This window comes from Arcobacter arenosus, assembly GCF_005771535.1.
Lineage (GTDB): Bacteria > Campylobacterota > Campylobacteria > Campylobacterales > Arcobacteraceae > Halarcobacter > Halarcobacter arenosus.
In genome coordinates, this window is record NZ_VANU01000004.1 from 276795 (window position 1) to 297156 (window position 20362).

A 20362-nucleotide genomic window follows, 5' to 3' on the forward strand; every position below is an offset into this window, starting at 1 on the left:
ATTTTAACTTGTTATGTTAAAACTACAAAATGAAAAATAACACTATAAAAAATATAAATACAATTGATGAATTAGCTAAATTTGCTGATTATTCTTTTTTAAATACTCTTGTTTGTGATCCATTGGCAAATCAAGATGGGCAAAATCATAACCCAAGAGAGGTTTTTAATGGGCACTATGTGCCAGTAACTCCAACAGCTATAAAAGACCCAATATATATTACCCATAGTAAAACTTTTTTTAAAGAATTAGGTTTTGCTGATTCTTTAGCAAAAAATGAAGAATTTATTAAAATGTTTTCAGGGGACACTTCAAATATAAAAAAACCTTTAAAAAACATAGGTTGGGCAACAGGATATGCCCTATCAATTTATGGGACTGAATATTATATGCAATGCCCTTTTCAAACAGGAAATGGATATGGAGATGGTAGAGCTATTTCAATTTTAGAAGCGGTAATAAATAATAAAAGATGGGAATTTCAACTAAAAGGAGCAGGAAGGACACCATATTGCAGAGGAGCAGATGGTCGTGCGGTATTAAGATCTAGTATAAGGGAGTTTTTAGCACAAGAACACATGTATGCCCTTGGTATTCCTACATCAAGATCACTAAGCTTATACACTTCAAAAACAGAAACTGTAACTAGACCTTGGTTTAATGAAAACTCTTATTCAAGGGATCCTGAACGAATGATTGAAGAGAATGTTGCAATCTCAACAAGAGTTGCACCTTCATTTATAAGAGTTGGTCAATTAGAACTTTTTGGAAGACGGGCAAGAAAAAAAGAGCATCCAAAGGCTCTTGAAGAGTTAGAACAACTTGTTCTTCATGCAATAAAAAGGGAATATCAAGATGAGATAGATGAAAATTCTAGTATTGAAGAAAAAGTGATTTTATTAGCCTTAAAGTTTAGAGAAAGACTTACTTCATTAGTTTCTAATTGGATAAGAGTTGGATATTGTCAAGGTAACTTTAATAGCGACAATACGGCTGTTGGAGGTTTCACTTTAGATTTTGGACCATTTGGATTTATTGATATTTTTGACCCTGAGTATCAACCGTGGACAGGTGGAGGATTACACTTTTCATTTTTTAATCAACCAGAAGCTGCAAGGAAAAACTTTAATAGTTTTTGTAGTGCTTTAATGCCTTTACTTGAATCAAATCAAAATGCATTAGATAATCTTGCAGGGATTAGAAGTGGTTTTGCAAAAGAGATGAATGAAAAAATGGAAAAGATGTGGACTTCAAAACTAGGTTTAAAAAAATATGATGAAAAACTCTTTAATGAACTAATGCATCTTATGTTGAAAAGTGAAACTGACTATACAATGTTTTTCCGTGAACTTTCTTCAATTCCAAAAGATATCTCAAGTCTTGAAATTAGTTTTTATAGGAAAATAAATGATAAAGAGTTACAAAACAGATGGAATAAATGGCTTGAGACTTGGAAAAGTAAACTTAGTGTTTCAAGTGAAGATTTAAAAACTGTAAACCCTAAATATACCCTAAAAGAGTGGTTTTTAGTTGAAGCCTATGAAAAGGCAAATAATGGGGATTATAGTTTAATTCTTGAATTACAAGAAATAATGACTAAACCTTACTTAGAACAATCAAAGCAAGTAGAAGAGAAGTATTATCTAAAAAAACCAAGTAATTATTTTGGTGTAGCAGGTATTTCTCATATTACATGTTCATCATAAAAAAAATTAAAAAAAGATTTTTTTTTATGATTTTCACTACTTTATCGCCACTTTTTTGTTGTATTATTTTACGGAAAAACATATAGGAAAAAATTATGATTGGAAGTAAATATAAAGCAACAACACAAGATAACAATGTTGTAGTAAAATTTAGTGATAAGGTAATTTCTTACGAAGTTGATAGTAAAGAGATGGCATTAAAAGTTTCTAAGTTATTTAATGAAATAGGTGTATTAGAACTATCAGAGATTTGGGATACAATTTTTAAAGCTATAAATCAATATAAAAAACAATTCAATAAAGCTTTTTAAAAATCACCAAAACTTGAAAAGGCATTTTCTATACTTGGAATTGTTTTATAACTAGTTTTTGTAAGCCTTACTTTTTTCGTATTTAAATCACATATGGCAATCTTAAAGTTTGCACCCATATGTGGTTCAACAACGCAGATAATCTTATCATCAATTTGCCTTGTTGCATGAATAATACCTTGTAGGGAATTAAAAAAGTACTTTGGATAAGTTAAAGGTGTTATTTCAACTATATCGATAGTTTCTTCATCTTCTAAGGTTTGTAGAATATCCATCGCATCTTCATAACTATCAAATTGGATACACCAATCATCAAAGTTTTTATTAAAATGTACCATATCCTCATCTAAAAAGCCACCAGCTAATGATTGTAAAGCAAATATCGACAAATAAGCCCCTTTAAAAAATTTTCCAAGATACAATTTTAACATATTATTTTTTATCTTTTCTAAAGATTACTTGTATAAACTTTCATTCTACAAAAAGGATTTATATGGAAATAATGGTATATGTTATAGTATTTTTTATAATTGGTTATGCAATTACAAAGATACTAAAAGAGAATAATAAAATCATACTAGCAATTTTAGGCATAGCAATATTTTGGGGATTTTACTACCATCCAATGTGGGGTTTAGTAAGTTTAGGTGAAATGGCCATGGGATATTTTGTTGTTAGGTTTAATGAAAGTTAATTATATTTATACTTCATATATTTGTAAATAAGATATAAAAAAAACATTTTAAAGTAAAAACTCCTATTAAAAAAAGATAATATTAGTTTTATTTTAAGAGGATTATAGAATGTCAACAAAAAAGTTTGAAAATATTATTAGATCAATAAAAGAAATACCCGATGAATTTAGATTTGACGGGGAGATAATACAAAGTGAATATTTAATAGATGGAGAGATTAGAAATTGGAAAGGTGAACAACAAGATGTTTATTCCCCAATTTGTTTAAAAGAGAATGAGAATAAACAATTTAAACTAGGAACTTATCCTATGTTAACTCAAATAGAAGCAAACCAAGCTTTAGAATCTGCTTCAAATGCATATAATATGGGAATGGGCGAATGGCCTCAAATGAGTGTAGGTCAAAGAATTAAACATATTGAGAAATTCACTTTTAAAATGATTGAAAAAAGAGATGAAGTTGTAAAGCTTCTAATGTGGGAGATTGGAAAATCATATAAAGATTCCCAAAAAGAGTTTGATAGAACAGTTGATTATATAAAAGATACTATTGATGCTTTAAAAGAGTTAGATAGAAAAAATTCAAAACTTGAGATTAATTCAGGAATATTAGCACAAATAAAAAGATCCCCTATTGGGATTACATTATGTATTGGGCCTTTTAATTATCCATTAAATGAAACTTTCACAACATTGATTCCTGCACTTATTATGGGAAATGTAGTAATATTTAAACCTCCAAAATTTGGAGTACTTTTACATAAACCATTACTTGAAGCTTTTAAAGACTCTTTTCCTAAAGGTGTAGTAAATACTCTTTATGGTTCAGGGGCAAAACTTTTAACACCACTAATGCAAAGTGGAAAAATTGATGTCCTTGCATTTATAGGTAGTTCAAATGTTGCAAGCCAATTAAAACATAATCACCCAAAACCAAATAGATTAAAAGCAATATTAGGTCTTGAAGCAAAAAACGCAGGGATAATAATGCCCGATGCTAATTTAGAAGTTGCTGTAAATGAGTGTGTTTCGGGCAGCTTATCTTTTAATGGTCAAAGATGTACAGCTTTAAAAATATTATTTGTGCATGAAAATATTGTTGGAAGTTTTTTAGAACAGTTTAATACAAAAATTGATGATATTAAATGTGGATTACCATGGGATGAAGATGTTCAAATAACACCTCTTCCAGAATATAAAAAAACAGAATATCTAAAAGAACTAATTGATGATGCACTTAAAAATGGAGCAAATATTGTAAATAAAAATGGTGGGACTATTAAAAATACATTTATGTTTCCTGCAGTTTTATATCCAGTAAATAAAAATATGAAAATTTACCATGTGGAGCAATTTGGTCCAATAGTTCCAATACTTACATATAAAGATATAAAAGAACCTCTACTTTATATGATGGAATCAAATTATGGACAACAAGTTAGTATTTTTGGGAAAAATTCAGATGAAATTGCAAAACTAGTTGATGGCTTAGTAAATCAAGTAAGTCGTGTAAATATAAACTCTCAATGTCAAAGAGGACCAGATATTTTCCCATTTACAGGGAGAAAAGATTCAGCACAAAGCACATTATCTGTTAGTGATGCATTAAGAGCTTTTAGTATTAGATCAATGGTTGCAATGAAAAATGACTCAGATAATAAAGAGTTAATCACCTCAATACTTAGAAACCATAAATCTAATTTCTTATCAACTGATTTTATTCTTTAATAAAATTTTTAAATTTAGTAGCCTAAGTTCAAGTCATAAATGCATAATTTCTGAAGTATAGGTGTAAGTAGGGTTAACAAATATTTTGTTATCCTTATTTCGCCAAAAATAGGAAAATATTTACGCGAAAGTAACCCTTAAAGGAAGATATCAAATATCTTCTTACATTAAAACTGGATATACACAAAATCAAATAGCTAATATTTTAGGTATTTCTCAATCAACAATTAGTAGAGGGATTAAAAGAAATAGTTCTAAAGGAAAATATAAACCAGAACTAGCTGAATAGTTTAGTTTTTACAGACATAAAACTAAAAAGAAGAGAAATTAGGGGGATACAAAATAAGTTAAATAACAGACTGAGATAATCTCTTGGATATAAAACTCCATCTGAAATTTTTTATGCTAAAGTTGCTAAAATCTTAGTAGCTTAATTTGGTGTAATTATGCATTTATCTCTTGAATAGACCAAAATATGGGCAAAAAAAAAGCTTCTAGATAAAAGAACCTAAGTTCAAATATCTAAAAGCTTTTTATGGCTCCGGCACCTGGATTCGAACCAGGGACCAAATGATTAACAGTCATCTACTCTACCACTGAGCTATGCCGGAATTTGAATTATTTTGTCATTTGAAAGAAAGTTTTGAGTGGCTCCGGCACCTGGATTCGAACCAGGGACCAAATGATTAACAGTCATCTACTCTACCACTGAGCTATGCCGGATACTGTCTTCCTTTTCAAATGGGATGGAATTATAGTAAAAAATATTTTCTTTGTCAAGGTTTTTTGGAAAAAATTACGAAATTTTATAAAAATTTAATCCACTGCTGTTTGTTAGCTTAATTTCACCTTTTTTTACTAGTTTTTCTAGAACTTCTTTACTTTCAAGGTCAAACATATTCTCTACATCTTCATTTGTCAAAGGTCGTCTTTTTAACATAGCTACAATCTCTTTTTCATCATAAGAGTTTATTTGTTTTGGTCTATTTTTAAAAGCGATATTAACATTTATACCTTCAAATCTATTTGCAACTTTTTCAAGCAATTCAAAGGCTACTGGTTTAACTTCATATGCAGGAGGTCTATCAATTGTACCTATGTCCACTCTATGGGGATTTATTCTTTTTACTGCTTCATAAAGTAATTCTATCTCTTCATCTTTATCATTTAAAGTTTTTACAAATAATATCTCAAGAACTAGCTTATTTGTAGTTTCAGTCTTAAACTTAACCATTGAATCAATCATTGCATCAATATCAATACCCTCATGTATTCTATCTAGCTTCTTAAAACACTTTTTGCTAACACAATCAAGTGATAGTTTTACAGTATCTAGTTTTAATAAGGCATTATAAATTTCAGGTTTATAAATAGTACTTCCATTTGAAAGTATCATTGTTTTTGTTTCACCTTTAATTTTATTGATTTCATCAATCAATTTATTAAGTTCTGGATATAAAGTTGGTTCACCATTTGCTGTTATGGTTATAACGTCAATTCTAGGGTGCTTATCAAGACTTTTTTGTATTTCATCGATGACTTCTTCAACTTTTGGATAAATTGTCATCTTGTCAACGGTATTAGCTTTCTCAAGTTCACAATAAAGACAATCAAAATTACATTGTTTTGATGAAGGTGAAAGATCAATTCCTAATGATATACCAAAACGTCTAGATGGAATTGGTCCAAAGATTATAGAATTTGAATAACTCATGTTTAGTTCCTTTAAAAATAAAGTCTTTAGAAATAAAAAAAGAGAGGCTAAAAGCCTCTCTTTTGAAAATATATTTAAGTTAGTAAAAGATTTACTTTTTACTTACTCTTTGACACTCTTTTACAAAATGAATTGCATTTTCAACAGGAACATCTGGTAAAATACCATGTCCTAAATTAAAGATATGACCTTCACCTTGCATCGTTTTTTGTATTGCTTCAACACATTTAGTAGTTTCTTCTTTTGAGTATAGTCTACATGGTTCCATATTTCCTTGAAGAACATACTTTTCACCAAGTTTTTCTTTTGCCATAGCCATTGGAGTTCCCCAATCTACACCAAATACATCAAAGTTTCCATAAACTCCACCCATATTTATAAATGCAGATACACCTTTAGGGAACATGATTACTGGAATTTCTGGATATTTTTCTTTTACATACTCTGCAATCTCTACCATATATTTCCATGAAAATTCATCATATCTACCTGGTTCAATTGCTGCTGCCCATGAATCAAAAATTTGAACAACATCTGCACCAGCTTCAATTTGTTTTATCATATAATATTTAACTACTTCAGTTACTTTTCTTAAAATTTTATGTAAAAGTTCAGGGTTTGAATACATCATCTTTTTACAAATATTATAAGTCTTCGTCCCTTGACCTTCAATCATATAAGTTGCAAGTGTCCATGGAGCTCCTGTAAAACCAATTAAAGCTTTATCTTCAGGAAGTTTTTGTTTTAATAGTTTAATAGTATCATATACATATGTTAATTTATCAGCAGCTTCTTCACCACTTAAAAGAGCATCAACATCTTCTTCTGTTTTAACAGGCTTATGGAAAACTGGCCCCTCACCTTTGATAAACTCTAAATCCATTCCCATTTCATTTGGTATTACCAAAATATCAGAAAATAAAATAGCTGCATCAACTCCAACAATATCTAGTGGTTGAATTGTAACTTCACAAGCCATTTCTGGATTATGACATAGATTTAAAAAGTTACCAGCCTTTGCTCTAACTTCCATATACTCTGGTAAATATCTTCCAGCTTGTCTCATCATCCAAACTGGAGTGTATGGAGTTTCTTTTCTTAAACAAGCATCTACAAAAATTTTTGACATTAATGGGCCTCTTCTTTCTTTTCTTTTTTTCCAACTTTACCTAAAAAATAAAGTCCAATTGAAAGTACCATAATAGAGATTGCAAAATAAAGCATCTCTAATGCACCTTCATATTTTGTGTGAAGTACTCTTTGGAAAAAACCAACTACAAGTACCATCACAACAACTTTTGCAATTTTATCTTTTAATTGATCAAGTGATGTAATGGCTAAAATATTTTGTCCCTTATTTGAATCTTCAGCTACATCTATTTTAGAAATAAATAACTCATACAAACCAAAAGCAAAAATTATCATTACAACAGCAATTAAATAAATATCAACTGCACCAATTATTTTACTAACTATAACTTCATGAAAGTCCGCAGGATGTAAACCATTTACGTAAACATTTATAACATACATAAATACTTCAAAAATATCTACTGATCCAACTATAAATAAAATAATAGAACCAATAAGTCCAAAAATGACTGCAAGAACTATAAAAATTCTTGTTCGCCACATTGTACCTTCAAAAAGTTTTTCTAACATTAGATATCACTCTCCATCTCAATCCATTTAAGTCCAATTCTAACTGCATTTGTAGCAGCTCCAACTCTTACTTGGTCAGCAACATTGAAGAAATGAACAATGTTATCAGCATAAACATCTTTTCTAATTCTACCAACATAAGTGATATCTGTATCAGTTGAAATAATTGGCATTGGATAAGCATTATTTGCTAAATCATCAATAACTTCAACGTTTTCAAATCTCTCTAAAGCATCTCTTACTTCAGCCACATCCACTGAAGTTCCCTCTTCAAATGTAACAGTAATTGATTCAGAGTGAGATCTTAAAACTGGAACTCTAACACAAGTTGCAGCAACAGCAATCTCTTTGTGTAAGATTTTTTGAGTTTCAAGAACCATTTTCATCTCTTCTTTTGTGAAGTCATTTGGTTGTTGAACATCAATTTGTGGAATTACATTATTTACAATTTGGTGTGCAAATGCTTTTTTCTCAGATTCATCTAATTTAAATGATAATAGATCTTGCATTTGTCTAACAAGCTCTTCCATACCAGTTTTACCAGCACCTGAAACTGCTTGATAAGTTGATACATCTACCCTTTTGATTCCATATAATTCATCAAGAGGTTTTAATGCTAATACCATTTGGATAGTTGAACAATTTGGATTTGCAATAATACCTGTTTCTTTCCATAAAGAGATATCTTCAGGATTAACTTCTGGAACTACTAATGGAGTTTTAGGATCCATTCTAAAGTGACTTGTATTATCAATTACAACTGCACCAGCATCAACTGCATATTTTGCATATTCAGCAGAAATAGACCCACCAGCAGAGAAAAATGCAATCTCTACTTCATTTTCTTCAAAACAAGTTGGAGTTAACTCTAAAACAGTTACTTCTTTTCCATCAAATTCAACTTTACTACCAGCACTTCTTGCACTTGCAAGAGGTACTAGTTTATTAATTGGGAAGTTGTAATCTTTTAATACTCTACAAAGCTCTTCACCAACAGCACCTGTAGCACCCACTATAGCTACATTAAATTTTCTCATTCTTCATTTCCTTTATCATCATCTAATTCTAAATTATTTGTTTCTTCAGTTGAATTCATTTCAGCATTATCTTTTAAATTGAATTCTGTTAAATCAATACCATCCATTGTTTTTGCATTTTCAATATCAAGTTCATCATCATCCTCTTTTGGACATTTTGCAACTGAAACAACTTTATCTTGAGCATCAACATTTACAATAATTACACCAGAAGTATTTCTTCCTGCTTTTCTAATTGTATTCATATCAACTCTAATCATTTTACCAATTGAAGTTAATGCCATTAAATCCATAGATTCATCAACTAACACAGCACCAACTACATTTCCAGTTTTTTGGTGAAGTTTCATTGAGATAACTCCAGAACCAGCTCTGTTTGTACATCTATATTCTTCTACAGTTGTTCTTTTTCCAATACCTTTTTCAGATACAGTTAATAACTCTTGTTCTTCATTATCAACAACATTTGCATCAACTACGAAGTCAGTATCTTTTTTGAATTTAATACCTCTAACACCTCTTGTACTTCTACCTTGTTCTCTAGTTTTTTCAACTTCGAATCTAATACATTGACCTAAAGATGTGAAAATCATTAGATATTGTGTTTCAGGAGTTGTAATTTTTGCTGTTACAACTTCATCTGCATCATCAAGTACAATTGCTCTAACACCATTGCTTCTTATGTTACTAAATTCAACTAAAGATGTTCTTTTTACAATACCATTTCTTGTAAAGAATGCTAAAGATTTAGACTCATCAAAGTCACTAGTTGGAATAATAGCCATAATCTTTTCATCAGATCTTAAGTTGATTAAGTTAACAACAGCTTTACCTTTTGCAGTTCTAGAACCCTCAGGAATTCTATAAACTTTTAACCAATATAATTGTCCCATGTTGGTTACAAACATAAGTGTATCATGGGTATTTGTTACAAAGAATCTTTCGATAAAGTCATCATCGTGGGTTGTAACGGCAACTTTTCCTTTACCACCTCTTCTTTGTTTTTCATATGCTTTAATTGGTACTCTTTTTACATATCCATTATGAGTAATAGTAACTACCATTGGCTCATTTGGAATTAAATCTTCAATATCTATTTCATCATATGAATCTTCAATTTCTGTTCTTCTAGCATCAGAGTATTTTTCTCTAATTTCTGTTAACTCTTCTCTAATAATTTCATTTAATTTTTCTTCAGATTTTAAGATAGCTTCAAGTTCAGCAATTAAAGCTAATAATTCTTGATATTCTGCTTCTAATTTATCCCTTTGAAGACCTGTTAATCTTCCAAGTCTCATATCTAAAATAGCTTGAGCTTGAATTTCACTAAGTCCAAATCTGTTTGATAAACTCTCTTTTGCTTCTGCATCATTTGCAGATGCTCTAATAATCTTAACAACTTCATCAATATTGTCTAAAGCAATTTTTAAACCTTCTAAAATGTGTGCTCTAGCTTTTGCTTTTTCTAAATCAAATATTGTTCTTCTAATAATTACAGTTTTTCTGTGTGCTAAGAAAACATTTAAAAGTTGCGGTAAAGTAAATACTTTTGGCTCTTTATTATGAACTGCTAAAAGAATAATACCAAAGGTAGTTTCCATAGGAGTTGATTTATAAAGGTTATTTAATACAATCTCACTCATAGCATCTTTTTTTAGTTCAATTACAACTCTAATACCATCTCTATCTGACTCATCTCTAACTTCAGAAATCCCCTCAACAGTTTTTTCTTTTGCTAAGTTAGCAATTTGTTCAATAAGTCTTGATTTATTTACTTGGTATGGAAGTTCATCTAAAACGATAACCTCTTTTTTACCCTTTGTTTCAATATGATGTTTTGCTCTAATTTTAACTCTACCACGACCTGTATTGTAAGCATCAATTATTCCTCGTCTACCAAAGATTGTTCCACCTGTTGGGAAATCTGGTCCTTGTATAAACTCCATTAATTCATCAGCGGTTGTTTCTGGATTATCAATCATATGTAAAACACCATCTAATAACTCACCTAAGTTATGAGGAGGAATTTTAGTAGCCATACCAACTGCAATACCTTCACTACCATTTAAAAGTAATGTAGGAACTCTAGTAGGTAATACATCAGGCTCTTTCATTGTATCATCATAGTTTGGTACAAAGTTAACTGTGTCTTTATCTAAATCTTTTAGAACATCTTCAGATATTCTAGTCATCCTAGCTTCTGTATACCTCATAGCAGCGGCGTTATCACCATCAATCGAACCGAAGTTTCCTTGACCATCAACAAGAGGTGCTCTCATAGAGAAACTTTGTGCCATTCTTACAAGGGCATCATAAACTGAACTATCACCATGTGGGTGATACTTACCGATTACATCCCCGACGATTCTTGCTGATTTTTTATATGGAGCTCTTGCACTCATATTTAAATCGTGCATTGCATATAGAATTCTTCTATGAACTGGTTTTAAACCATCCTTTGCATCAGGAAGTGCTCTACCTATGATTACACTCATTGAATAATCTAAGTATGAAGCCTTTATACTGTCTTCAATGTTTACATCAATAATATCTTGATTTTCGAAAAGGTTTTCCATTAAAAAATGCCTTTATTATAAAATTTAAATATTTTATCGAAAAAAGGCTTAGTATAAGGTGTTAAGAGTAGTTTTTAAGCAAAAAAAAAGGATGAAAGTTTTAAAAAACTCCCACCCTTTTTATGAAGAATTTATTCTGTTATAAATTGTTCTCTTTTTTATATTTTACAATATATGAGTATACCTCATCTTTTAGTTTTAATTTATCTTTTTTCTTAGCTTCAATTTCAAACTGATCAGCAAAATTTTTCTCTAAATCAACAATCTCTTGATCTAATTCATTATGTTTATCAAATACTGATTGAAAGTGTGCGTCTTGCTGTTTTAGTTCAGCGATAATATCTCTATGTTCATTAAACATTGGCTTATCCTTTCTTTTAAAATTAATTAATTATATCAATAGAGGACTTAATAATTTTTAAAGAAATTTAAGAAATATTTTTCTTTATAACTAAAAACAGTCTAGAAAATAAACAACAATTTTTAAATTTTATGTTCTATAATCTGCGTTGATTTCAACATATCTATAGCCTAAATCACACCCATATGCAGTGAAAGTACCCTCACCTACACCTAAATCACAAATAACTTTAAATTTGTCATTTTGTAACACTTTTCCTGCAGCTGCTTCTACTTCTTTAGTAAAAACAATCTCACCTTTATTGAAAACAACTACATCATTATAAGAGATAACCAATTTTGAATCATCACAAAATACTCTACTTGCACCAATTGTTGAAGCTATTCGTCCAAAATTTGGGTCTTCACCAAAAAGTGCAGTTTTAACAAGTAATGAATTTGAAAGTGCTTTAGCTGCAATTTCTGCTTCTTCATTAGATGCTGCATTTATAACTTCAAAAGCTACTGCTTTTTTTGCACCTTCACCATCTGCAACCATTAACATAGCCATATCATGCATTACAAGTCTTAAAACCTCTTTGAAAGCTTCTTTATCATACGAGTTTGATTTTTTATTTGCTAGAAGTAAAACTGTATCATTTGTAGAAGTATCTCCATCTACAGAGATTGCATTAAATGTAGTATGAATATTAACATCTAATAACTCTTGCATATCTTCAGTTGGAATAGCTGCATCAGTACAAATAAAACAAAGCATTGTTGCAAGGTTTGGATTAATCATCCCAGCACCTTTTGCAACTGCACCTATTTTAAAAGAGCTTCCATCTTCAAGTTTAACTTCATAAAGGCAAGTTTTAGGAAAAGCATCTGTTGTCATAATAGCTTGACTTAAATTTTCACCATTTTTTGAAGATAAATCAAATGAATTTGCTCCATCAATTATTTTTTGTTTTGGTAAAGGATTTCCAATAACTCCAGTACTACTCATAATTGGATTAGTGATTTCATGATTTAATGATGAAAAAATCTCATTAATATCATCAATCCCTTTTTGTCCTGTTAGAGCATTTGCATTTTTTGAATTAACTAATACAAAGTTTGTTTGAAAATCTTTTTCATAGTTTTGATAATGTTTTAAAGGTGCTGCTTGAAATTTGTTTAAAGTAAATACTGCTTTAACATCACACAAAGTATCACTATATATAAATCCTAAATCTTTATTTCCTTTTGGTTTTAAACCTGCATGAATTCCATCACAGTAAAATCCATCAATTGAGTCTATAAACCCTTTTATTGGTAAAATTGTAAACATAATATTATATCCTTATAAATGTCCCATTTAAAAGGGACCTAAATCTGTAAACTTCTTTTAAATCTCTTCAGGTTGTTTTTTTAAATTGATAATTCTTTTTGCTTTTGATATTGCTTTTTGATTACCAACCAGTAGAAGTTTAGAACCGGGGCTGATTACTGCACTACCTTTTGGCATTTGGATAAATCTTCCTTTTTTCTCAGTAATTCCAATAACTGAAACTTTTATCCTATCCCTTAGGTGTAAGTCTTTAATCTGCCTGTTAACAACCCATGAATCTTCTTTTACAAAAGCTTCCTCCATATCAATAGGAGTATCTGGTTTATAAAGAAACTCTTCAAGAACATTTTCCATATCAGGTCGAATAGCCATTGCAGAAACTCTTTTTGCCATAAGTGATGGTGTTGCAACCACTTTATCAGCTCCAAGTTTTTGAAGCCTTATTTTTTCATTGTTTGTTTCGGCATTTGAGATAATCAAAAATGGGCTACGTCCTAACTCTTTTTCATAAAGTCTAACTGATGCAATAAGTGTAATATTGTTTGAAATATTTTTCGAAAGTGAGATTGCACCCTTTGCTGAACTTAAATGAGATTTTAAAAAAGCTTCCTCTTTAAAAGGTTCTTCTTTTACAAAATATGGATAATTGCACTCTTTTGCAATCTCTTCAATATCATCACTTGGGTCAACTACCACAAATGGAACATGATTTTGGTTAAACTGTTTAGCTAACTGTGCTGTATACTCATTGTGATAAAAAATTACGAAATGACGTCTAAGTCTAGCAATTTTATAAAGCATATTTCGTTCCTTGTATAGTTCAAATAGATTCCCTTTGATAATTGTATCAATTAATACTGCCGTTGAAAGGGTAAATATAGCAAATCCAAAAATAATTAGAGTAATAGTAAAAAATCTTCCAGCTGGTGATATTGGAGCAACTTCCCCAAATCCAACAGTTGTAAATGTAATACCTGTTTGATAAACTGCATCTAATATTGGAAAATCATCGATTAATATATAACCCATCGTTCCAATTATCATAATAAATTGGACTAAAACAAGAGGTAATCTAAAAGGTTTTAATTGAGAATATATGATTGGGTTTAAATCATATTCTGGTTTGGCTGAATGAAGTTCCCAGCCCAGAGCTTTCTTAACTCTTCTAAAAATGCTCATGAAAGCACTTTCTTAAGTGCTCTCTTATGAGTGTTTTTTAAGAGTTCTTAACTCTTTAGCAGAAACTCTAATTTTTCTTGTTGTACCATCTTCTAAAGTAACTCTTACAGTTCTTAAGTTTGGTAAAAATCTTCTTTTAGTCTTGTTGTTTGCGTGACTTACGTTGTTTCCAACCATAGGTCCTTTTCCTGAAACTGAACATCTTCTTGACATTTTTTATTCCTTAAATTTTGTAGTGAAAAATATTCGCGTATTGTACCTTGTTAAACTTAAGTGAAGTTTAATATTTGACCATCTTGTATAAGTTATTTAATTAAAGATAGTTTTGATAATATTTTATATTATTTATAATAAGGATTTATTTATGAATTTTTTCACAAAATATATTGTACTACTTTTTTTATCAGTTTTTTCTTTTGCAGTTGATTTACAAAAGCCTAAAATATATGAAGAACAAAATATAAAAGGCTGGGTTATGAGTGAAAAACTAGATGGGATACGTGGTTACTGGGATGGAAAACAATTATTAACAAGAAAAGGTAAAAAGATATATCCACCAAAATGGTTTATAAAAAATTTCCCAGATTTTGAACTAGATGGCGAGTTATGGACAAAAAGAGATGATTTTGAAAATATACAAAATATAGTAATGGACCAAAAGCCCAGTAAATATTGGGAAAATCTAACTTATAATATATTTGAAGTTCCTAATACAAAGGGAGATTTTTTTAAAAGATTAGATAAAGCCAAGTTTTGGTTTAAAACGCATCCAAATAAACATGTAAACATAATAAAACAAATAAAAGTAAAAAATAAAGAACACCTAAATAAGTTTTTAGAAGAGATTATAAAAAATAAAGGTGAAGGTATAATTGTAAAAGATCCAACTAAAGATTATCATACAGGAAGAACTCCCCATGTTTTAAAAATAAAAAATGTTCAAGATATGGAGGGTATTGTTGTGGGAATAAATATGAATGAAAAGACTAAGCTTTTAAAAAGTTTGATTGTTAAACTTGATAATGAAATAACATTTAATCTAGGGAATGGATTTACAAAAGAACAAAGAATTAAAGGTTTTAAAATAGGTACAGTTGTAAACTTTAAATACTATGGTTTTACAAAATATGGCAAACCTAAATTTGCCTCATTTATACATGAAAGAAAAGATTAAATCTTAGAGATAATATCTTTTAGTTTTTCTAATTGTTTATCTAAAGTATACTCTTTTGAAACATCATAATTTTGCTTTTTGATAGTATTTAACTCCTCTTCGTTTTGTAAAAGAGCATCAAGTTTAAACTGCATACTTCTATCTTGGGGAGATTCCATTGTTGAAAAAACATCCACTAACTCAGATGCATCATTTATAACTGTTGTAAAAACAGCACATTTACAATACATAGCTTTTAGAATATTTGTATTAAAAGTTTTGTTTGTTGTTGGAAGCAAAAATATATCAGAAGCTATAAAAAGTTTATCTATATCATCATAATCATCTAATAAAATCAATTTTTCATTTACTTCCATACGAGATATTTTGAATTTTAGATTTGCAATCTCTTTTTTATCCCCTGCAATAATGGCTACAAAATCTTTAAAATTTATATAATTAATAATGTTTAAGAAATCATATACCCCCGAAGTTTTAAAGTTCTTTGCTGTAAAAAGAATTGTTTTTTTATTTATTCCTATATCAAGTTGTGAGTATACTTCTTTTTTAATTTTTTCTATATCATCATATTTTATATCAAGTGAAGGATAAATAACTTCAATTTTTTCTTCAAATTCACTAAGCTCTTTTTTTACTCTTTCTGAGTTTACAATTACCTTTTGTGCATTTTGAATATTTAGATGGGCTTCTTTATCTAAACTTCCACTATGAAAATATACGTCAGCATTTTCTTTTTTCTTTAGTATTTTTCCAAATACAGAAGATTTTGAAAGCTCTTTTATATTTTCATCTTCTAAAATTTTTTCTATTAATTTTGTTTTTGATTTATAAGTTATTGTTTTCATTGAGACATTTTATAATCAATGAACTTAAAGAATTGATGCCTTTATAATAATTTTATTTATAATTAGTAATAATTATAATTATATATTTAGGCCAAACAATATGATAAAAAAATCTTATATAAAAGAATATTTTAAAACAATCAATAGCATAAAAAATTTAGACCTAAAAAAAGAATTAAATTGGGGTTTTTATTTTTCTCACAAGGAAAAAGAGCATCTAATTAATATAAGTAAGAATTCTGCTTTAAATAAATATGATTTTAAAGAAATTGTTTCTTGCGATAACATTTACTATCTTCAAATTGCAAAAAATGAGATACATACAGAAGAATCTTTATATAAAAGATGTGTAGAACTTTATAAATTTTCAAAAAATCAAGGGATAGATAGATTTGATGGCTTTGATGTTGAAGAGGTTTTAAAAGCTTAATTTAATTGATGATTAAACTCTGGTACTATCTCTTTTAATTTTGCTATTTTATCTTTACATAGCAACAATTCTTCAATATCACTATTAAGTTTATCAATATTATACTCTGTTTTACTTGCAACTGTTATTGACTCATATTGTGTTTTCATGTCACTATCGTTTATTAATAACTCTTCATAAAGTTTTTCACCTGGTCTTAAACCACAAAACTCAATTTCAATATCTTTTTTACCACTTAAATCAATCATTTTTTTAGCTAAATCTACTATTTTAATTGGTTCTCCCATATCAAGAATAAATATTTCACCACCTTTTCCAATACTAGCTGCTTGTAACACTAATTCACAAGCTTCTGGAATAAGCATAAAATATCTAGTGATATCAGGATGGGTTACTGTAATTGGTCCACCATTTTGTATTTGAGATTTGAATTTAGGAATTACACTTCCACTACTTCCTAATACATTTCCAAACCTAACTGAAATAATCTCAGTATTTTTACTTTTAACATTTTGAGCATATAATTCACAAACTCTTTTTGTAGTTCCCATTACATTTGTAGGTCTTACAGCTTTATCTGTAGAGATTAAAACAAATTTCTCTGCACCATATTTAACAGATAAATCAATACAGTTTTTAGTTCCGATAATGTTATTTGAAATACCCTCTAAAATATTTTCTTCTACTAAAGGTACATGTTTATATGCTGCTGCGTGAATAACTATTTGTGGTTTATATTTTTCAAAAGTAGACTCTAAAAAGCTTAAATTTCTAACTGTTTGCATTACAGGAATTACTATATTATCATTTAATTCTTCTGTTATGTTATAAAGATTATATTCACTATGATCAAGTAAAATTAATTTTTTTGCACCAAAAAGTTTACATTGTCTACTTATCTCAGAGCCAATACTTCCACCTGCACCTGTTATAAGTATAACTTTATTTTTAATAAAAGACTCAATTTTCTCCTTATCTAAATCCTTTGGATGCCTTGCAAGTAAATCTTCAACAGATATATCTTTTAACTCTTTTGTATTAGTTGAACTTAATGTATTAATTTTTTTAATATCATTTATATTCAAATTATTTAAAATCTCAAAAATATTTATCAATCTATTTTGTTCATAATCTTTTGAGATAATTACAGCTTCAATACTTTTTGTTTTAATTATGCTTTCTATATCTTCAAAAGAAGATACTTTTAAATTCATAATATAACTATTTATTAGAATTTTATTATCATCAATAATTGCAACTGGTGTATAATCAATGTTTTTAGAATCATTTAATATATTTTTTATACTATTGTCAGCCCCTATAATAAGTGTATTTTTATATTTAGACCCCTTACCACTTTCTATAATAATTCTTTTTGAAAGTCTTAATAAAGAGATAAATACCAAAGAAAACATAAAATCTATGATAATAATACTTCTAGCTAAAGGACTAAGTTCTTCTCTAAAAAGAATAAAAACAATAATAAATAATCCATAGCTTAAGATATGAGCTAATATGATTTTTTTTATTTCATATAATGAAAAAAAACGCCAAGCAGTTCTATATAATTTGAAATAAATAAAAAAAGAAACCTTTATAAAAAATATTACAAAAAATATTATAAAAAAATTATTTAAAAAATCACTAGGTATTTCAAAATTAAATCTAAGATTATAAGATAAATATAATGACGTAAGGGACAATAAAAAATCAAATACTAAAAAAAATATTATTCTTTTTAGAGGAGAAGGTTTTAGCAAGTATCAAATCCTTTTTTATAATGGTCAGTATTATACTAAAGTAGCTATGAATATTTGATAAAGCTTTTCTTTTTATCTATATATTTCATAACAAAATTCAACAAAATTATACTAAATATAAAAGCAATAAAAATATTAGAGACAAAATAAACTAAACAAAATAAAATTATATTTACAACTACCGAATAGTTTGTAACCTTATAATGACTCCATCCAGCTTGTGTAAGTCTTTGATATGCATGTTTTTTATGAGCTTGAGATAATTTTTCACCATTTAATTTTCTTCGTATCAAAGTAACAGTAGCATCAAACCAAAACAAAGAAAACAAAATAATCCATATCCAAAAATTTTCACTAGTTTGATTTGAATAATAAATTGTAAAAACGGCAATATTGTACCCTAATAAAGTGCTACCAACATCCCCCATAAATATCTTTGCTTTATTCCAATTCCAGTATAAAAATCCAAGAACTGCAACAATTAAAACTATAAAATGATTTTCATTAAAAAGGATAAACCCAGATAAAGATAAAAATATAGCTTCACTTCCTGCATAACCATTTATTCCATCTAAGAAGTTATAAAGATTTATAAACCATATAATCATAAAAAATGCAAATATATTTGTAACTATTTGATTTTCTATAGAAAAAACAAAAAAATCTAAACTCTCAAATCCACCTAAAAAATACAATCCACCTAAGGATACTAACGATTGAAATATAAGTCTTAATTTAGCACTTAACTCATAAATATCATCAAGAAAACTAACTAAACTAATGACTATGCCAACTAAAAGTGCATAAAAAAGGTTTAAATCTATATCATCAGTAAAATACAGATAAAGTAATCCTAAAAACCAAGTGATAGCTAATGCTATACCTCCACCATGGGGAGTTGGTACAGTATGAGAACTTCGTTCATTTACAGTAGCAACTAGTGATTTTTTTATAGCATACTCTTTTATAAAATATGTAAGTGAAAATGAGATTAAAAGTAATATTAGATAAATCAATCTTTGCCTTTTATCATAAGTTTTATACCCTCTTCAACAGAATATGGATTTTTAAGATTTAATTTCTCTTTTGTAATACTATTATCAATTTCTAAACTACCATATAATCTTTTATGAAATGAAGGTTTTACTATTTTTAATAAACTCTCAAAAAATGGTATTTTAACTAAATATACTTTTTTTTCTAAATTCTTTGCTATAAGTTCACAAAGTTTTGTAGTACTAAGAGGTTCATTATCACTTGCTAAAAAGATTCCTGATTTTTTTTGACTAATCACCTCATCAACCAAATGACAAAGATTTCCGATATAAACCATACTTCGTTTATTTTCAATTTTTCCAAAGGGTAAGACTGAAATTTTATTAACTAAAGTTATGAAATTTTTAATATTTGCTTTAACTCCAAATCCATACACAATAGGAGTTCTTACAATACTTATCTTAAAATTTTCATCTTCTAATTTTTGAAGTTCAAGTTCTGCTTCTAATTTACTTTTTCCATAATCATCTTCTGGGTTGCAAATAGTATTTTCTGTATATTTACTATTTGTCTCCTCTCCATAAACTTTTACAGTACTCATGAAAACAAATTGTTTTATTCCCTGTTCTTTTGCTTTTTTTGCTAGCTCTAAAGTTTGAATAATATTTACTTTTTCATACTCTTCTTTACTTGCTCCACCCATTTGATGAACTAATGCCGAAAGATGAAAAACGACACCTATACCAGCAAAATCTAAAGTATTAATATCACCACTTCTAAAACTAAATATTTCAATTTGATATTTTGCTTTGTATTTATTTATAAAATAACTTCCTATGAATCCTGATGAACCTGTGATTAATATTTTCTTCATCTT

The 20362-nt window shown here is 28.5% G+C and carries 21 protein-coding genes and 2 tRNA genes; 7 read left to right on the forward strand and 16 right to left on the reverse strand.

Annotated features, from left to right (window positions below; genetic code table 11):
- Window positions 1-29: 29 nt before the first annotated feature.
- Both FDK22_RS10580 and FDK22_RS10585 read left to right on the forward strand, forming a co-directional pair.
- On the forward strand, window positions 30-1706 hold the full coding sequence (locus tag FDK22_RS10580) for a protein adenylyltransferase SelO family protein (protein WP_138152932.1): 1677 nt from the start codon (window positions 30-32) through the stop codon (window positions 1704-1706).
- A gap of 95 nt (window positions 1707-1801) precedes the next feature.
- On the forward strand, window positions 1802-2017 hold the full coding sequence (locus FDK22_RS10585; RefSeq protein ID WP_138152933.1) for a hypothetical protein: 216 nt from the start codon (window positions 1802-1804) through the stop codon (window positions 2015-2017).
- On the opposite strand, the gene FDK22_RS10590 is transcribed toward FDK22_RS10585, so the two are convergent.
- On the reverse strand, window positions 2014-2406 hold the full coding sequence (locus tag FDK22_RS10590; protein ID WP_138152934.1) for a hypothetical protein: 393 nt from the start codon (window positions 2404-2406) through the stop codon (window positions 2014-2016). The two genes, FDK22_RS10585 and FDK22_RS10590, sit on opposite strands and share 4 nt — an antisense overlap.
- 104 nt (window positions 2407-2510) lie before the next feature.
- Here FDK22_RS10590 and FDK22_RS10595 point away from each other — a divergent pair, with 104 nt between their 5' ends.
- From FDK22_RS10595 to FDK22_RS10605, 3 genes are all read left to right on the forward strand, one after another.
- Window positions 2511-2711, forward strand: coding sequence for a hypothetical protein (locus FDK22_RS10595; RefSeq protein ID WP_138152935.1), 201 nt, complete (start codon window positions 2511-2513; stop codon window positions 2709-2711).
- A gap of 109 nt (window positions 2712-2820) precedes the next feature.
- Complete coding sequence (locus FDK22_RS10600; RefSeq protein WP_138152936.1) at window positions 2821-4440, forward strand: NADP-dependent glyceraldehyde-3-phosphate dehydrogenase; 1620 nt, start codon at window positions 2821-2823, stop codon at window positions 4438-4440.
- A gap of 118 nt (window positions 4441-4558) precedes the next feature.
- A complete protein-coding gene (locus FDK22_RS10605) occupies window positions 4559-4729 on the forward strand; it encodes a helix-turn-helix domain-containing protein (protein ID WP_228711702.1) in 171 nt (56 codons plus the stop codon).
- A 247-nt stretch (window positions 4730-4976) separates the two neighbouring features.
- Here FDK22_RS10605 and FDK22_RS10610 read toward each other — a convergent pair.
- The 11 genes from FDK22_RS10610 to rpmB all read right to left on the reverse strand — a co-directional run bounded on the left by FDK22_RS10610 (window position 4977) and on the right by rpmB (window position 14493).
- Window positions 4977-5051 (reverse strand) — tRNA-Asn (locus tag FDK22_RS10610).
- A 37-nt stretch (window positions 5052-5088) separates the two neighbouring features.
- Window positions 5089-5163 (reverse strand) — tRNA-Asn (locus FDK22_RS10615).
- Between the two features lie 73 nt (window positions 5164-5236).
- Entirely contained in the window at window positions 5237-6154 is a 918-nt protein-coding gene (locus tag FDK22_RS10620) for a radical SAM protein (RefSeq protein WP_138152937.1), read from the reverse strand.
- A 91-nt stretch (window positions 6155-6245) separates the two neighbouring features.
- Window positions 6246-7283, reverse strand: a complete 1038-nt coding sequence (gene hemE / locus FDK22_RS10625; RefSeq protein ID WP_138152938.1) for a uroporphyrinogen decarboxylase — start codon at window positions 7281-7283, stop codon at window positions 6246-6248.
- Window positions 7283-7816, reverse strand: coding sequence for a YqhA family protein (locus FDK22_RS10630; protein WP_138152939.1), 534 nt, complete (start codon window positions 7814-7816; stop codon window positions 7283-7285). The genes hemE and FDK22_RS10630 overlap by 1 nt, the downstream gene beginning before the upstream one ends.
- On the reverse strand, window positions 7816-8853 hold the full coding sequence (locus FDK22_RS10635; protein ID WP_138152940.1) for an aspartate-semialdehyde dehydrogenase: 1038 nt from the start codon (window positions 8851-8853) through the stop codon (window positions 7816-7818). The genes FDK22_RS10630 and FDK22_RS10635 overlap by 1 nt, the downstream gene beginning before the upstream one ends.
- A complete protein-coding gene (gene gyrA, locus FDK22_RS10640; protein ID WP_228711696.1) occupies window positions 8850-11429 on the reverse strand; it encodes a DNA gyrase subunit A in 2580 nt (859 codons plus the stop codon). Before gyrA ends, FDK22_RS10635 begins: the two co-directional genes overlap by 4 nt.
- A 139-nt stretch (window positions 11430-11568) precedes the next feature.
- Complete coding sequence (locus FDK22_RS10645; protein WP_138152941.1) at window positions 11569-11790, reverse strand: HP1242/YdcH family protein; 222 nt, start codon at window positions 11788-11790, stop codon at window positions 11569-11571.
- A gap of 129 nt (window positions 11791-11919) precedes the next feature.
- Window positions 11920-13101: a bifunctional glutamate N-acetyltransferase/amino-acid acetyltransferase ArgJ gene (gene argJ, locus FDK22_RS10650; RefSeq protein WP_138152942.1), complete on the reverse strand. Its 1182-nt coding sequence runs from the start codon at window positions 13099-13101 to the stop codon at window positions 11920-11922.
- Window positions 13102-13158: 57 nt separating this feature from the next.
- Window positions 13159-14280, reverse strand: coding sequence for a potassium channel family protein (locus tag FDK22_RS10655; protein WP_138152943.1), 1122 nt, complete (start codon window positions 14278-14280; stop codon window positions 13159-13161).
- A gap of 24 nt (window positions 14281-14304) precedes the next feature.
- Window positions 14305-14493, reverse strand: a complete 189-nt coding sequence (gene rpmB / locus FDK22_RS10660; protein WP_138152944.1) for a 50S ribosomal protein L28 — start codon at window positions 14491-14493, stop codon at window positions 14305-14307.
- Between the two features lie 151 nt (window positions 14494-14644).
- On the opposite strand from rpmB, the gene FDK22_RS10665 reads away from it, so the two are divergent.
- Complete coding sequence (locus FDK22_RS10665) at window positions 14645-15454, forward strand: DNA ligase (protein ID WP_138152945.1); 810 nt, start codon at window positions 14645-14647, stop codon at window positions 15452-15454.
- On the opposite strand, the gene FDK22_RS10670 is transcribed toward FDK22_RS10665, so the two are convergent.
- Complete coding sequence (locus FDK22_RS10670; protein ID WP_138152946.1) at window positions 15451-16299, reverse strand: glycosyltransferase; 849 nt, start codon at window positions 16297-16299, stop codon at window positions 15451-15453. The genes FDK22_RS10665 and FDK22_RS10670 overlap by 4 nt on opposite strands.
- Window positions 16300-16399: 100 nt before the next feature.
- On the opposite strand from FDK22_RS10670, the gene FDK22_RS10675 reads away from it, so the two are divergent.
- Window positions 16400-16729, forward strand: a complete 330-nt coding sequence (locus tag FDK22_RS10675) for a ribonuclease E inhibitor RraB (protein WP_138152947.1) — start codon at window positions 16400-16402, stop codon at window positions 16727-16729.
- Here the strand turns inward: FDK22_RS10675 and FDK22_RS15935 are convergent.
- The 3 genes from FDK22_RS15935 to FDK22_RS10690 are packed head-to-tail and all read right to left on the reverse strand — an operon-like array spanning window position 16726 to window position 20359.
- Window positions 16726-18489: a polysaccharide biosynthesis protein gene (locus tag FDK22_RS15935; RefSeq protein WP_171012974.1), complete on the reverse strand. Its 1764-nt coding sequence runs from the start codon at window positions 18487-18489 to the stop codon at window positions 16726-16728. The genes FDK22_RS10675 and FDK22_RS15935 overlap by 4 nt on opposite strands.
- A 44-nt stretch (window positions 18490-18533) precedes the next feature.
- Window positions 18534-19505, reverse strand: a complete 972-nt coding sequence (locus tag FDK22_RS10685; RefSeq protein ID WP_138152948.1) for an MraY family glycosyltransferase — start codon at window positions 19503-19505, stop codon at window positions 18534-18536.
- The gene (locus FDK22_RS10690) at window positions 19502-20359 is read right to left on the reverse strand and encodes an NAD-dependent epimerase/dehydratase family protein (protein ID WP_138152949.1); all 858 of its coding nucleotides are present in this window, start codon (window positions 20357-20359) and stop codon (window positions 19502-19504) included. Before FDK22_RS10690 ends, FDK22_RS10685 begins: the two co-directional genes overlap by 4 nt.
- Window positions 20360-20362 lie beyond the last annotated feature (3 nt).

Excerpts from the sequence above, each read along its gene's own strand:
- FDK22_RS10580 (WP_138152932.1), top strand. The coding sequence starts at position 30 with ATGAAAAATAACACTATAAAAAATATAAATACAATTGATGAATTAGCT.
- FDK22_RS10585 (WP_138152933.1), top strand. The coding sequence starts at position 1,802 with ATGATTGGAAGTAAATATAAAGCAACAACACAAGATAACAATGTTGTA.
- FDK22_RS10595 (WP_138152935.1), top strand. The coding sequence starts at position 2,511 with ATGGAAATAATGGTATATGTTATAGTATTTTTTATAATTGGTTATGCA.
- FDK22_RS10600 (WP_138152936.1), top strand. The coding sequence starts at position 2,821 with ATGTCAACAAAAAAGTTTGAAAATATTATTAGATCAATAAAAGAAATA.
- FDK22_RS10620 (WP_138152937.1), bottom strand. The coding sequence starts at position 6,154 with ATGAGTTATTCAAATTCTATAATCTTTGGACCAATTCCATCTAGACGT.
- hemE (WP_138152938.1), bottom strand. The coding sequence starts at position 7,283 with ATGTCAAAAATTTTTGTAGATGCTTGTTTAAGAAAAGAAACTCCATAC.
- FDK22_RS10630 (WP_138152939.1), bottom strand. The coding sequence starts at position 7,816 with ATGTTAGAAAAACTTTTTGAAGGTACAATGTGGCGAACAAGAATTTTT.
- FDK22_RS10635 (WP_138152940.1), bottom strand. The coding sequence starts at position 8,853 with ATGAGAAAATTTAATGTAGCTATAGTGGGTGCTACAGGTGCTGTTGGT.
- gyrA (WP_228711696.1), bottom strand. The coding sequence starts at position 11,429 with ATGGAAAACCTTTTCGAAAATCAAGATATTATTGATGTAAACATTGAA.
- FDK22_RS10645 (WP_138152941.1), bottom strand. The coding sequence starts at position 11,790 with ATGTTTAATGAACATAGAGATATTATCGCTGAACTAAAACAGCAAGAC.
- argJ (WP_138152942.1), bottom strand. The coding sequence starts at position 13,101 with ATGTTTACAATTTTACCAATAAAAGGGTTTATAGACTCAATTGATGGA.
- FDK22_RS10655 (WP_138152943.1), bottom strand. The coding sequence starts at position 14,280 with ATGAGCATTTTTAGAAGAGTTAAGAAAGCTCTGGGCTGGGAACTTCAT.
- rpmB (WP_138152944.1), bottom strand. The coding sequence starts at position 14,493 with ATGTCAAGAAGATGTTCAGTTTCAGGAAAAGGACCTATGGTTGGAAAC.
- FDK22_RS10665 (WP_138152945.1), top strand. The coding sequence starts at position 14,645 with ATGAATTTTTTCACAAAATATATTGTACTACTTTTTTTATCAGTTTTT.
- FDK22_RS10670 (WP_138152946.1), bottom strand. The coding sequence starts at position 16,299 with ATGAAAACAATAACTTATAAATCAAAAACAAAATTAATAGAAAAAATT.
- FDK22_RS10675 (WP_138152947.1), top strand. The coding sequence starts at position 16,400 with ATGATAAAAAAATCTTATATAAAAGAATATTTTAAAACAATCAATAGC.
- FDK22_RS10690 (WP_138152949.1), bottom strand. The coding sequence starts at position 20,359 with ATGAAGAAAATATTAATCACAGGTTCATCAGGATTCATAGGAAGTTAT.